Raw genomic sequence first — 14,150 nt, forward strand, 5'->3', positions numbered from 1 at the left:
AATGCAAATGGGAAAAGTTACTTTAATTGCAACAGCGGCAATGGGTATTGAAGCGTTAGTTGCCCGAGAAGTTCGCGATCTTGGTTATGAATGTCAAGTAGAAAACAGCAAAGTAACATTTGAAGCAGATGAAAAGGCGATTTGTCGCACGAATTTATGGTTACGCACTGCGGACCGTGTAAAAATTAAAGTTGGCGAATTTAAAGCAACAACATTTGATGAGCTATTTGAAAAAACGAAAGCATTAAACTGGGGAGATTATATTCCAGAGAATGGCGAGTTCCCTGTTATCGGTAAATCTTTAAAATCTGAATTATTCAGTGTTTCGGATTGCCAACGTATCGTTAAAAAAGCTGTCGTTGAAAAATTAAAAACAACATATAAACGTACAACTTGGTTTGAAGAAGATGGTCCGTTATTCCGTATCGAGATTGCAATGCTCAAGGATATTGCAACATTAACAATTGATGCGAGTGGTGTTGGACTTCATAAACGTGGATACCGTATGGATCAAGGGGAAGCTCCGTTAAAAGAAACATTAGCTGCGTCTTTAATTAAATTAACAAACTGGAAGCCAGATCGTCCATTTGTTGATCCATTCTGTGGATCAGGTACAATTCCAATTGAAGCAGCATTAATTGGACAAAACATTGCACCAGGATTTAACCGTGGTTTCGCATCTGACGAGTGGGGCTGGGTAGGTAAACAAAACTGGCGTGAAGCTCGTCAAGAAGCTGAAGATTTAGCGAACTATGATCAACGATTACAAATCATTGGATCAGATATTGATCATCGTATGATTCGAGTTGCTCAAGATAACGCAGAAGAAGTGGGCTTAGGCGATTTAATTACATTTAAACAAATGCAAGTAAAAGATTTCACAACAAAAGAGGATTATGGCTACGTTGTAACGAATCCTCCATACGGAGAACGTTTAAGTGAAAAAGCACTCGTTGAACAACTGTATAAAGAAATGGGACAAGTATTCCGCCCGTTAGATACATGGTCAGCGTATGTATTAACAAGCTACGAAGCATTTGAGAAGTGTTACGGAAAAGATGCGTCGAAGAAGCGTAAACTGTTTAACGGATTTATCCGTACAGATTACTACCAATACTTCGGAAAACGTCCACCGCGTAATTCATAGTATAAAACTCCTCCAGCGCGCATATACTGGCTATTATGTAATGCGTAAAGGAGGAAGTGATATGGATAATTTCCAATTATCAATGATTCAAAAAGCTATTCACCGTACGTATGATGAGCTCGGAAAAGAAGTGGATAGTCAAGGTGCGATTGTAGATGAAATACAAAAAGCACAAGAAGAATATTTGTCAGCTCTTTCACATGAAACAGCGATTGATAAACGGTATTTAAAGTCATTAATATAGAAGAAAATTTTCCTTTTTCGAAAGGAAAATTTTTTTTCGTGAATTTCTATGTATTGCAACAGGGGAAAGCAAATGCATGCATATGCGTAGCAGTTGCTATTATCTTTTTATAGAAAAACTTTTTGGTTGGAGGCTAAGGATGTTTACTGAGAAGAGATTACCATTTGAAGTAGGAAAACAAGATAATTTTTATGATAAGTTGAATGAGTGGATTGGAGATGTGTTTTACGACATCCTTCCGGAAAAAGGCTTTGAAGAGCGTGATGAACAAATTTTTATGGCGTTTCAGTTAGAACGCGCTTTCCAAGAAAAGAAAGTTATGTTCGCAGAAGCTGGTGTAGGAACAGGGAAAACAATTGTATATCTTCTATATGCAATTTGTTACGCGCGTTATACTGGGAAACCAGCTATTATTGCTTGTGCAGATGAAACGTTAATTGAGCAGCTTGTGAAAGAAGAAGGGGACATCGCTAAGTTATCTGAAGCATTAGGGCTATCTGTTGATGTAAGGCTTGCAAAATCAATGGATAATTATTTATGCTTACGTAAACTTGAAGATGTTATGAGTGGACGAGCTCCAGAAGTAATTGAAGACGTATATTACGAGTTACCACAGTTTGTATTCGATCATGGTACGATGCAAAACTTTACTCACTATGGTGACAGGAAAGAATTTCCACTTTTAAATGACGAAGAATGGTCAAAAGTAAATTGGGATTACTTCCAAGATTGCTTTACTTGTGATTCTCGTCATCGTTGTGGACAAACTCTTTCTCGTGAACATTATCGTAAAGCAGCAGATTTAATTATTTGTTCTCAAGATTTCTATATGGATCATATTTGGACGTACGATGCTCGTAAGCGTGAAGGGCAAATTCCGTTATTACCAGAAAGTAGCTGCGTTGTATTCGATGAAGGACATCTAGTAGAATATGCAGCTCAAAAAGCTTTAACATACCGTTTAAAGCAAACGATGATGGAGCAACTTTTAACGAGATTGCTACAAAACGATATTCGTGAGGAGTTTGCACATTTAGTAGAAGAAACAATTTGGCAAACAGAGCGATTCTTTGATGTGTTACAAGAAAACAAAAAAGAAATTGCTGGTTCTGATCGTTTAGAAATTACTGTGACAGAAAAAGTAACAGCTGAAGCGAAACGACTTTATGCAAAAATCGGTGAAGTTGGAGATGCATTAGTATTCGAAAGTGAAATGCATACAGTAAACACGTATGATTTAAATATTGTTGATGAGCATTTAGATGTATTAGAACATTCACTTCGTCTGTTCATGCACGAGAAAAATGTAATTACTTGGGGTGAAGAAGGTGATGGTGCCTTCACGTTAGTGATTATGCCGCGTGCAGTTGAAGAAGTATTACAAGAGAAAGTGTTCTCGAAGAAAATACCGTATATTTTCTCTTCTGCGACATTATCGAACAATGATTCATTCGCGTTTACAGCTAATAGCCTAGGGGTAAAAGATTACTTATCATTCTCAGTTGCTTCACCGTTTGATTACGAAGAGCAAATGGCAGTAAACTTACTATCGCATACGAAAGAAAATGAATGGGAAAGAAAGTGTCAATATACACTTGAAAATATACAAAAAACAAATGGACGTACGCTTGTATTATTCCGTACAACGCAAGAGCTTGCAGCGTTCAAAGAGTATGTAAGTAAGGAGCAAATGTCGGTTCCGTTCTTATATGAAGGAGATCAGGAAATTAGCCAGCTCGTTTCTCGTTTCCAAAATGAAGAAGAGACTGTACTTTGTGCGGTTCATTTATGGGAAGGTTTAGATATTCCTGGTTCATCATTATCACACGTTATTATTTGGTCATTACCATTCCCTCCAAACGATCCTGTGTTTGAAGCGAAACGTAAGCACGTAAATGATCCATTCTGGGATGTAGATGTACCATATATGATTTTACGACTTCGTCAAGGAATTGGGCGTTTAATTCGTACAAGTGAAGATAAAGGTGCTATATCAATCTTCTTATCTGATTCAGAAGATGAGAAAGTAGTTGCAGCTGTGAAAAATGTACTGCCAGTAGAAGGTAAAGAATTATAAGGAGAAAGCTTGGCGCTTGCCAAGCTTTTTTCTATTATAAAAGGAATTTATGTTTCCGTGTCGAATTAAGTTTGAGGTAGAAAAAGGAGGCTTTTATACGATGACAGTTGCTACATATGAGGTAGAAAAACAATTTTTAACATACGTGAAGAAGATACAGAATTACGGAGAAGCATTAAGTTTAATGTTTTGGGATTTAAGAACAGGTGCACCAAAAAAAGGTGTAGATCAGCGTTCAGAAGTAATTGGTATGCTTTCGTCAGAAGTGTTTGCTATGTCGACTTCAGATGAGATGGGAAACTATTTAACAGAACTTGAAGCTTTAATACGTGAAGATAAACTTTCTGAAACGACAAAGAAAATGGTTGAAGAGTGTCGGAAAGAATATGATAGAAATAAAAAAATTCCACAAGCTGAATATGAGGCTTATGTGAAATTAGAAGCGAAAGCAGAGAGTGTGTGGGAAGAAGCTCGCGAAAAATCTGATTTCGAAATGTTCCGCCCGTACTTAGAAAAAATTGTTGAATTTAAAAAGAAATTTATTACATATTGGGGTTATGAAACATATAAATACAATACATTATTAGACATGTATGAGCCAGGTATTACAGTAGAAGTTTTAGATCACGTATTTGGTCAACTTCGTGAGCGCATCGTGCCGCTTGTAAAAGAAATCTCTGAGTCTAAAAAAGGATTAAAAACAAGTGCTTTATCGGAACAGTTTTCAAAAGAAAAACAAAAGAACTTTACATTAGAACTATTAAAGCAATTGAATTATGACTTTGAAGCAGGTCGTCTTGATGAAACAGTACATCCTTTCGAAATTACATTAAATAGAGGGGATGTTCGTATTACGACACGCTATGATGAAAAAGATTTCCGTATGGCTGTATTTGGAACAATTCATGAATGTGGTCATGCAGTATATGAACAAAACATTGCAGAACAATTTGAAGGTACACCACTTTGCAGTGGTACATCTATGGGTATTCACGAATCACAATCATTATTCTTTGAGAACTTTATCGGCCGTAATAAATCATTCTGGAAGAAAAATTATGATTTATTAAAAGAGTATAGCGATGGTCAATTTGATGATATGTCAGTCGATGAGTTTTATGATGCAATTAACGAATCGAAGCCGTCATTCATTCGTATAGAAGCAGATGAGCTTACATACCCGCTTCATGTTATGGTGCGTTATGAATTAGAGAAAGAATTATTTGATGGTACATTACAAGTGAAGGACTTACCAGCAGCTTGGAATGATAAGATGGAAGCATATTTAGGAATTCGTCCGGAAAATGATGCGCAAGGTGTATTGCAAGATGTTCACTGGGCTGGTGGCTCATTTGGATACTTCCCATCTTATGCGCTTGGTTACATGTATGCAGCGCAATTTAAGCAAAGAATGTTAAAAGACATTCCGAACTTTGATGCATTATTAGAAGAAGGAAACGTAACACCGATTCGTGAATGGTTAACAGAACATATTCACCAATATGGTAAAACGAAAAAGCCGCTTGAAATTTTAGAAGATGTAACAGGTGAAGGCTTAAATGCAAACTACTTAGCCGATTATTTAGAAGCGAAATATAGAGCGATTTATGAGTTGTAAAAAAAGAGCTGCTTAATTGCAGCTCTTTTTATTAAAGGGGATGATAGAATGGGTCATACATATACAGTAATGAAGCAAGAAGAAGCGGAGGAAATTGCGTATAACTGGCATTATGAAGGGAAATATTCTTTTTATGATATAGAGGCAGATGAAGAAGATTTAGCTGAATTTTTACATGGTGAGAGTAGAGGAGATCATACATTTTCTGTGAAGCAAAATGGCATTCTCATTGGTTTTTTTACTGTTTGTAAAATGAATGATGGAACGGTTGATATAGGACTTGGAATGAGACCTGATATAACTGGCAATGGATTTGGTTTACAGTTCGTGAATGCTGGACTAGCTTTTAGCAAAGAAAAATACGGATGCAAATATATAACACTATCAGTAGCGACATTTAATGAGAGAGCGATAAAAGTGTATAAAAGGGCGGGATTTGAAGTGGTTGGAACGTTTATACAGAAAACAAATGGTAGTTGTTTTGAGTTTTTGAAAATGAACTACATATGTAAACGTGATTAAAAAACAGAGGGATCTTCTGTTTTTTTATTTTGATTTAGAAATATATGATACATATTTTTTTACTTGTTGTAATTGAGGGTTTTGAAATTTTGGTAAAGGATGTGTATGATAGAAGTTTAGTAGCGAATAGTAGGTTTAGCAAGGAAAGGTAGAGGTAGTATGATTACAATTAAAACGAAAAATGAAATAGATTTGATGCATGAATCTGGAAAATTACTTGCTTCATGTCATAAAGAAATTGCGAAAATGATAAAGCCAGGTATAACGACGCAAGAGATTAATACGTTTGTTGAAATGTATTTAAAAAAGCATGGTGCCACATCTGAACAGAAAGATTACAATGGTTATCCATATGCGATATGTGCATCTGTAAACGATGAAATGTGTCATGCGTTTCCGGCCGATGTTCCTTTAACTGAGGGTGATATTGTAACAATTGACATGGTAGTAAACTTAAATGGGGGTCTTTCAGATTCTGCTTGGACGTATAGAGTTGGAAAAGTTTCTGATGAAGCAGAAAAGTTGTTGCTAGTAGCTGAGAATGCTTTATATAAAGGGGTTGATCAGGCGGTAATCGGTAATCATGTAGGAGACATTGGCTATGCAATTGAAAGTTATGTAACAAATGAAGGTTTTTCTGTCGCAAGAGACTTTACGGGACATGGAATCGGTAAAGAGATTCATGAAGAACCAGCAATTTTTCATTTTGGGAAACAAGGACAAGGGCCTCAGTTACAAGAAGGGATGGTGATTACGATTGAGCCGATTGTCAATGTAGGTATGCGATATTCGAAAGTAGATTTAAATGGGTGGACTGCACGAACGATGGATGGGAAATTATCAGCTCAATATGAGCATACACTTGCGATTACAAAAGATGGGCCAATCATTTTAACGAAGTTGTAATTGGAAATGAAAGAGTTTACAAAACTCGAACGAAAATAGTAGTTTTTAAAAATTCGTACGTGTTTTTTCGATAAATGCTTTTCAAAGTATAAAAAGTGCGTTATAATCCTTCTATAAAATAAATAGTTAGCTACACTCATATAATCGCGGGGATATGGCCTGCAAGTTTCTACCGAAGTACCGTAAATACTTTGACTATGAGTGAGGACGAATATAATTGCTTGTTTGGCATTCTTTTTTGCGAAACTCCAAAAGCGCGTCTCTCACTTGTAACGAGTGGTGGCGGCTTTTGGAGTTTTTTTATTGCATAAGAGGGGGAACAAACATGAAAGTATTACAAGAAAAGATTTTGAATGAAGGAAAGGTTTTATCTGGTGATGTATTAAAGGTGGATGCATTTTTAAATCACCAAATTGATCCAGTACTTATGCAAGAAATCGGAAAAGAATTTGCTAAACGTTTTAAAGAAGAGAACATTACAAAAATCGTGACGATTGAATCTTCAGGCATTGCACCATCTGTTATGGCTGCATTAGAGCTTGGTGTAAAAGTAATCTTTGCAAGAAAACGTAAATCGTTAACGTTACAAGATAATATGTACGTTGCAAACGTATATTCATTTACAAAACAAGAAACAAATGAAATTTCATTATCTCGAAATCATATTGATGAAAATGATCGCGTGCTAATCATCGATGACTTTTTAGCAAACGGTCAGGCTGCTTTAGGTTTAATGAGTTTGGTAGAGCAAGCAGGAGCAAGTATTGCAGGAATTGGAATTGTTATTGAAAAAGCATTTCAAGATGGAGGAAAGAAGCTTCGTGAACAAGGCGTTCGTGTTGAATCACTAGCAGAAATTGCATCACTTGATAACGGCACAGTTACATTTGTACAGCAAGAAACTGCGGAGGTGAAATAAACGATGAAGCAGCATCCATTTAAAATTGCATCGCTTGGTATGCAACATATGCTTGCAATGTATGCTGGAGCAATTATCGTTCCGCTTATTGTGGGCGGTGGACTTGGTTTAAATCAAAAAGAATTAACATATTTAGTCTCAATTGATTTATTAATGTGCGGCGTTGCAACAATTTTACAAGCATTATCAAATCGCTTTTTCGGTATTGGACTTCCCGTTGTACTCGGTTGTACATTTACAGCCGTTGGACCGATGATTGCGATTGGAAAACAATACGGTGTGTCTTCTATTTATGGAGCAATTATTGCTGCTGGGTTATTCGTTGTTATTTTTGCGAAATTATTTGGAAAGCTTGTAAAACTATTTCCACCTGTTGTAACAGGATCTGTTGTTACTGTAATTGGAGTTACACTTGTTCCAGCAGCAATTAATGATATGGCTGGCGGAGTAGGAAGTAAGGATTTCGGTAGTCTTGAAAATTTAGCATTAGCATTTGGTGTGTTACTATTTATCATCATTATGTATCGTTTCTTTGATGGATTTATTCGTTCAATCTCTATTTTACTAGGTCTATTGTTCGGTACAATCGTTGCAGCGTTTATGGGGAAAGTAAGCTTGCAAGCGGTTGGAGAGGCTGATTGGTTCCATGGTATTCAACCATTTTACTTTGGTACACCAACATTTGAATTAACACCAGTTATTACGATGATTCTCGTTGCTTGTGTAGGGATTGTGGAAGCAACGGGTGTATACTTTGCATTATCTGATATTTGCAATAAAAAAATCGGTGAAAAAGAATTAACAAAGGGCTATCGAGCAGAAGGATTAGCGATGGTGTTAGGTGGCATTTTCAACGCGTTCCCATATACAACTTACTCTCAAAACGTAGGACTTGTTCAATTAACTGGAGTAAGAAATCGCGTTATTATTTATACTTGCGGTGGTATGTTAATCGTTCTTGGATTCATTCCTAAAATCGCAGCTATTACAACAATCATTCCGAAATCAGTACTTGGCGGTGCTATGCTCGCAATGTTCGGTATGGTAATGGCATATGGTATTAAAATGTTAAGTAGCGTTGATTTTGGCAAACAAGAAAACTTATTAATTGTTGCATGTTCTGTCGGAATTGGGCTTGGGGTTACAGTTGTTCCTACATTATTCTCACAACTTCCTGAAAACATTCGTATTTTAACAGATAACGGAATTGTACTTGGAAGTGCGTCAGCAGTACTTTTAAATATCGTATTTAATATGGTGCCACAGCGTAAAGTGAAAGTAAAAGAAGAGCCGGTGTCTATGCAAAGTGCAGTAAGAGAAGCGTAAAAAAGCAAGGTCTCGTTATGAGACCTTGCTTTTCTTTTTAAGTGGCATCATTTTCCCGTAAGTACCAAGACGCCAAATGTACTCAAGTGGTCCGTATTGGTAATGTGAAAGCCACCAGCGGCTAATAAAGATTTGTAACGTGTAGAAACTAATGCAGAATAGTGGTCCAACCCATAGTGGAGCCAGATAATCATTTTTAAACAATAGCCCGAATACAAGTAATGTAACAATTGTATGCGAGATGTAATTTGTTAATGCCATTCGTCCAACGTATTGGAATGGACGTAATAACGTTTGCCATTTTTCTTTTTGTAATAAACGCATTAACGTGACAATGTAGAAGATGAACAATGTCTTTCCGCTTATCATCGTAATGCCCATAAGTGAAAATGGTGTGTATGGTTGATTGTTCATAAAGAAGTAAACCATAATAAACCACATCGGTAATGTTAAAATGAACATAATGATTTGCCATTTTTTAAGTTTTGGATCTAATTCCTTAGCACGGCGGAAAATGTCTTTTTTACCGGCATATAATCCGAGTAAAAACAATCCTAGTGTTTCAGGAAGCATAATAAGACTGTTACTTATTGCTTCAGAATAGAATGAATAGAATCTGTCTGTAATTTGTAAGCCCCAGTTTTCTAACGGCATAATGGCTATGGAAAGGCCTAGTTCATCTACCGGCACTAATAACATGACAAGAGAACCTAATAATGTGAACAATTGCATGAAACTTAATAGTACAATTGACCATATTAAAATAGTACGTGTCTTTCTTTTGTAAAATAAAAATAAGAAAAACCCGGTAATTGCATAAGTATGTAAAATGTCACCGTCCCATAAAAGAACGTAATGTAAGAACCCGAATAATAATAAGATAAGTAAGCGGCGAACAAACAAAGTTTTTGGACGATCGGTCTTCGCCTCAGCACGATTCATAAAAATATAAAAACCTAATCCGAATAAAAACGAAAAAATTGTATAAAATTTCGTTTGAATAAACATATCGTAAAATAGGCGAATATAGCTGTCTATCCCTTCGTAAATTCCTGTAATATCACGTGAGTCAACCCCGGCAATAATTGGCCAGTTAACAAGAAAAATACCTAATACAGCTATTCCTCTAATAATATCAATGGAGTGTATCCTCTCGCCTTGTGTGAGATTTTGTGTCATTTTTTTCCTCCTTGTTAAGTAATTCCCTTTTAGTATACAAAATGTAAGATGGAGGGGATAGGGGATATTTCCATTTTTTTAAACTGTTAAGTTATGTAGGATGAGATATAATAAGAGTGCACAACAAGTTTTAACCTTTTTCAAAACAGGCAGTAAAGCTCCTTCTTATAAGGAGCTTTCTTTATGAAAAGTGTTGATAATGATTCTCTTTAATGATAAAATGTATTCAAAAGTGATAATCATTATCAAAAAAGGTTGGTGCATGAGTATGGTATATGCATTAGTAGCAGGTACAGTTGCTGTATATGCAGTTATTGCAAAGTATGTTTTAAATGGAGTAGGAACAGCAAAATGAGTGATATGACATAAAATCCCTTTCATTTGTAAAAAGAATGAAAGGGATTTTTTATTTTTAATGAGAATATGCTGAAAATTTAGTATGATAGTAAAGTGAAACTGTAATCAATGGGTAGGTGTAACTCTCACTGGTTATGAGCTCGCAATTAGCGGGGAAAAGTATATACATCTTGGATAAAGGGGAACAAGGGGATGACAAACATAGTACAGACAAACGGTATGAAAAAACTTGTTTGTTTTTATGAAGAGTGGCAAAAACACGGCGATGCAGAGAATAGCTTAAAGTTGTTTGAAGTAATTCAAAAATATAAACGAGAGCAGCTTATGATAGCGTTCTGCGGTCACTTCTCAGCAGGGAAATCAACGATGATGAATCATCTATATAAAGCGCAGTTGTTACCAACAAGTCCAATTCCGACAAGCGCTAACGTCGTTAAAATTGAAAAGGGATTTGATCGTGTTGTTGTAACGATTAAATCTGGAGAACAGTACGAATATGACGGTGCATATTCAGCAGAAGAATTAAAGCAAATTTGTAAAGATGGCGATGAGGTAATTGGTGTTCATATTTATCGGAATGATGCACCAATTCCTGAGGGTGTTATGTTAGTTGATACACCAGGGATTGACTCAACAGATGATGCCCATCAACTAGCAACAGAATCAACGCTACATCTAGCAGACGTAATTTTTTATATGATGGATTATAATCACGTCCAATCGGAAGTGAATTTGCAATTTGTTAAAGAATTGAAACAACGTAATAAAACGGTTTATCTCGTTGTAAATCAAATAGATAAACATAAAGAAAATGAATTATCATTTGAGGATTATAAAGATAGTGTGAAACAATCGTTCTCTAACTGGGATATTGAAGTAGATGGAGTTTATTATACGTCATTACGAATGATGAACCATCCACATAATGAAATTGGAAGCTTAGAAACATTAATTACTTCTATTATGAAAGAAAAAGAGCAGTATGTAAGAGAGGGAATGGAGCGAGAAACAGAACATTTAATGGGAGAACATTTCTCGTTTATTGTTTCTGAAAATGAAAAAGCTCTTTTGACATATGAGGAAGAGTTAGCATCACCGCTTTTGATTTCAGAAATAGTTGAAAAGAAAGAAGAGCTAACGGAAACTAAACATCGCGAGGCTAGTAAAGAATCTCATGTGAGAAACGAATTTATAAAAGGTTTACAAGCTATATTAGATAACGCGTATTTAATGCCATTTGAAATGAGAGAATTGGCAAATGCATATTTAGAAACGAAATTAACAAAGTTTAAAGTTGGTTTGCTATTTGCGAAAGGAAAGACGGAGCAAGAAAAACAAAGACGTGTAGAGGCGTTTTATTCTGCCCTTCAAAAGACTGTTGAAACGCAACTTGATTTTCATGTGAAAGAATTTATTGTAGCCTTCTTAAAAGAAGAAGGATTGTTCACGGAGGAAATTGGGAAAGACATATATGCTTTAGAAATCGCTTTTGGACCAGAAATGTTAGCTGAAGTCATTAAACAAGGTGCAGGTTTCACAGGTGATTACTTACTTCTTTATACAGCGGATGTAGCGAATGAACTGAAGAAACGTTATTTTACAAAAGCACAGCAAATTTTTGATAAAAGTGCAGTTGTTTTAAAGCAAAAAGTGAAGGAAGCAGTTGCTCGTATGGAAGAAGAGATTGAAAAATATACGATGTTGCAAACGGCAAAAGAGACGGAATTACAATACAGTAACAATTTAGAGACATATGAAAGTTATTTACAAAATGTTTGGCACGAGCGTGTTGCTACACCAGAAGGATTGCAAATAGAGGAGATATTGCAACGTGAAAAACAAATTGTTAGTGAGAAATTCACACTACAAGAGCAGGAAATGGTAAATGATAACGTAGCGGCTCATGAAGAAGAGATAAAAGGAACGGCAGCTTTAAATATTCAGCGTATATTAGAGAAAGTGAAGAAAGCTGAAATGATATTAGAGCCATTGCCAGCGCTGAAACATGTACAGCAAGAGGTGATAGAAAAAAGGCGTCGTGTGGAAACGAAACAATTTACAGTAGCGTTATTCGGAGCTTTTAGTGCTGGGAAATCATCATTTGCCAATGCCTTACTTGGTGAGAAGGTACTTCCTGTATCACCAAATCCGACGACGGCAACGATTAATCAAATTTTGCCGGTTACAGAGGAAAAACCACACGGAACAGTAATGGTTCAATTCAAATCAAAGCAAGCTCTATTAGAAGATATGAAAGCTGTTTATAAGCTGTTTCATTATGAGATTACTACGTTAGATGAGGCGTTAGCACAAATTGATAAAGTTATGAAATATCCTTCACCGACTGGGAAGCAAAAAACAACATTTAGCTTTTTACGAGCGGTACAAAAAGGGTATGATGCAGTTTCTACTTATTTAGGAGAACAAGTACAAGTCACATTAGAAGAGTTCTCTGATTATGTAGCGAATGAAGAAAAATCATGCTTCGTTGAGTATATGGAGCTTTATTATGATTGTGCTTTAACAAGGCAGGGAGTAGCGCTTGTAGACACACCTGGAGCGGATTCTATTAATGCTCGCCATACGGATGTTGCATTCCAGTATATTAAAAATGCAGATGCTATTTTATTTGTAACATATTATAACCATGTATTCTCTCGTGCTGATCGTGAATTTTTAATTCAGCTTGGGCGTGTAAAGGATACTTTTGCCCTTGATAAAATGTTCTTCTTAATTAATGCGGCGGATTTAGCAGAGTCTGAAGAAGAACTTGAAATGGTAAAAGGTTATATCGCAGATCAGCTACTGCAATACGGTATTAGAAATCCGCGTTTATTTGCAATTTCAAGTTTATGTGCGCTTGAAGAGAAACAAGGAAAGAATGTTGAAAAAGAGAAGTATGGTATTTTACAAAACTCTGGAATTACTAAGTTTGAGGAATCATTTACGTCCTTTATGATGAGAGATTTAATGCTTGTTTCTGTGCATGCTCTATATGGTGCGTTGCAAGGGGCAAATCAGCTTTTAGTAAACATGATAAATGGTGCAAAGCAGGGGAATGAAGAGAAAGAGAAGCAAACGAAAAAATATGAAGCAGAGCGTGATCAACTACTTCATATTATTTCATCATATAGTGTACTTGCTGAAGAACAGGCGATGCAAAATGAAGTGAAAGAGTTGCTTTATTACGTGCAACAGCGTCTATTCCTACGTTATAACGATGTGTTTACTGAATTTATTAATCCGGCGTCACTTCGAACGGATGGAAATGTGAAAACACAATTGCAACAGTGTGTTATGGAATTAGTAGCATTTATTCAGCATGATTTATTACAAGAAATGCGTGCGACATCATTACGTCTTGAAAAATGGATAGACGAAGCGATGAAGCGTGCAAAGGACGAAATTGTAGTGAACTGTAAAGTAGAAAATCAATCAATTTCTATGAATGGAACAGTTGAGTATGAATATAAAGATATTACACATAAAGAACCGTTCCCTTCAGTTGAAATAAAAGATTTCAAAAAAGCACTGGCACATTTTAAAAATGAGAAAAGCTTTTTTGAAAAGAATGACAAAGCTTTTATGCAAGAAGACGCTAAATTTGTATTAGAACCGCTTGTATCAAACTATGTAGCCGATGAAAAAGATTTATTTGTCCATCATTATAAGCAAGAATGGGATATGAAGTGGAACTTATTCCAAAAAGTGATGCAACAAGATGTAATGAACTATTATGAAAGTATATTGTTTGCATTGGCTGAAACAATCGATGTATCTCTATATGAACAAAGTAAAGAACAATTGCACAATCAGTTAGTAGAGATTGAAAAAGAAATTTATGTTATATAGTCG

The 14,150-nt window shown here is 35.8% G+C and carries 10 protein-coding genes and 1 riboswitch; of the genes, 9 read left to right on the forward strand and 1 reads right to left on the reverse strand.

The annotated features are described in order from the left end of the window. The first annotated feature begins 7 nt into the window (after nt 1–7). The 8 genes from BM089_RS03405 (at nt 8) to pbuX (ending at nt 8,759) form a co-directional block, all read left to right on the forward strand. Nucleotides 8–1,147 carry a THUMP domain-containing class I SAM-dependent RNA methyltransferase gene (locus tag BM089_RS03405; RefSeq protein ID WP_000521224.1) on the forward strand — a complete coding sequence of 380 codons (1,140 nt, stop codon included), beginning with the start codon at nt 8–10 and terminating at the stop codon, nt 1,145–1,147. Between the two features lie 61 nt (nt 1,148–1,208). Continuing rightward, nucleotides 1,209–1,391, forward strand: a complete 183-nt coding sequence (locus BM089_RS03410) for a DUF3921 domain-containing protein (RefSeq protein WP_000368570.1) — start codon at nt 1,209–1,211, stop codon at nt 1,389–1,391. 139 nt (nt 1,392–1,530) lie between these two features. Beyond that, nucleotides 1,531–3,468 carry an ATP-dependent DNA helicase gene (locus BM089_RS03415; RefSeq protein ID WP_000493700.1) on the forward strand — a complete coding sequence of 646 codons (1,938 nt, stop codon included), beginning with the start codon at nt 1,531–1,533 and terminating at the stop codon, nt 3,466–3,468. Between the two features lie 100 nt (nt 3,469–3,568). After that, on the forward strand, nt 3,569–5,086 hold the full coding sequence (ypwA, locus tag BM089_RS03420) for a carboxypeptidase (RefSeq protein ID WP_023521517.1): 1,518 nt from the start codon (nt 3,569–3,571) through the stop codon (nt 5,084–5,086). 48 nt (nt 5,087–5,134) lie between these two features. Beyond that, nucleotides 5,135–5,608, forward strand: coding sequence for a GNAT family N-acetyltransferase (locus BM089_RS03425; protein WP_072941250.1), 474 nt, complete (start codon nt 5,135–5,137; stop codon nt 5,606–5,608). Between the two features lie 159 nt (nt 5,609–5,767). After that, nucleotides 5,768–6,514 carry a type I methionyl aminopeptidase gene (locus BM089_RS03430; RefSeq protein ID WP_044307511.1) on the forward strand — a complete coding sequence of 249 codons (747 nt, stop codon included), beginning with the start codon at nt 5,768–5,770 and terminating at the stop codon, nt 6,512–6,514. A 116-nt stretch (nt 6,515–6,630) separates the two neighbouring features. After that, nucleotides 6,631–6,732: riboswitch (purine riboswitch) on the forward strand. Between the two features lie 107 nt (nt 6,733–6,839). Then, nucleotides 6,840–7,433, forward strand: a complete 594-nt coding sequence (locus BM089_RS03435) for a xanthine phosphoribosyltransferase (RefSeq protein ID WP_000866496.1) — start codon at nt 6,840–6,842, stop codon at nt 7,431–7,433. A 3-nt stretch (nt 7,434–7,436) separates the two neighbouring features. Beyond that, a complete protein-coding gene (pbuX, locus tag BM089_RS03440) occupies nt 7,437–8,759 on the forward strand; it encodes a xanthine permease PbuX (protein ID WP_000809230.1) in 1,323 nt (440 codons plus the stop codon). Nucleotides 8,760–8,774: 15 nt separating this feature from the next. Here the strand turns inward: pbuX and BM089_RS03445 are convergent, their stop codons facing one another. Continuing rightward, nucleotides 8,775–9,938 (reverse strand): DUF418 domain-containing protein, encoded by a 1,164-nt coding sequence (locus BM089_RS03445; RefSeq protein WP_000193179.1) that lies wholly within the window; start codon nt 9,936–9,938, stop codon nt 8,775–8,777. A 549-nt stretch (nt 9,939–10,487) separates the two neighbouring features. Here BM089_RS03445 and BM089_RS03455 point away from each other — a divergent pair. Then, nucleotides 10,488–14,147: a dynamin family protein gene (locus BM089_RS03455; RefSeq protein WP_053564872.1), complete on the forward strand. Its 3,660-nt coding sequence runs from the start codon at nt 10,488–10,490 to the stop codon at nt 14,145–14,147. Nucleotides 14,148–14,150 lie beyond the last annotated feature (3 nt).

It is taken from the genome of Bacillus sp. 5mfcol3.1, assembly GCF_900114335.1.
Classification (GTDB): Bacteria; Bacillota; Bacilli; order Bacillales; family Bacillaceae_G; genus Bacillus_A; species Bacillus_A thuringiensis_S.

Coding starts and splice junctions, on each gene's coding strand:
- BM089_RS03405 (WP_000521224.1), top strand. CDS start 8: ATGGGAAAAGTTACTTTAATTGCAACAGCGGCAATGGGTATTGAAGCG.
- BM089_RS03410 (WP_000368570.1), top strand. CDS start 1,209: ATGGATAATTTCCAATTATCAATGATTCAAAAAGCTATTCACCGTACG.
- BM089_RS03415 (WP_000493700.1), top strand. CDS start 1,531: ATGTTTACTGAGAAGAGATTACCATTTGAAGTAGGAAAACAAGATAAT.
- ypwA (WP_023521517.1), top strand. CDS start 3,569: ATGACAGTTGCTACATATGAGGTAGAAAAACAATTTTTAACATACGTG.
- BM089_RS03425 (WP_072941250.1), top strand. CDS start 5,135: ATGGGTCATACATATACAGTAATGAAGCAAGAAGAAGCGGAGGAAATT.
- BM089_RS03430 (WP_044307511.1), top strand. CDS start 5,768: ATGATTACAATTAAAACGAAAAATGAAATAGATTTGATGCATGAATCT.
- BM089_RS03435 (WP_000866496.1), top strand. CDS start 6,840: ATGAAAGTATTACAAGAAAAGATTTTGAATGAAGGAAAGGTTTTATCT.
- pbuX (WP_000809230.1), top strand. CDS start 7,437: ATGAAGCAGCATCCATTTAAAATTGCATCGCTTGGTATGCAACATATG.
- BM089_RS03445 (WP_000193179.1), bottom strand. CDS start 9,938: ATGACACAAAATCTCACACAAGGCGAGAGGATACACTCCATTGATATT.
- BM089_RS03455 (WP_053564872.1), top strand. CDS start 10,488: ATGACAAACATAGTACAGACAAACGGTATGAAAAAACTTGTTTGTTTT.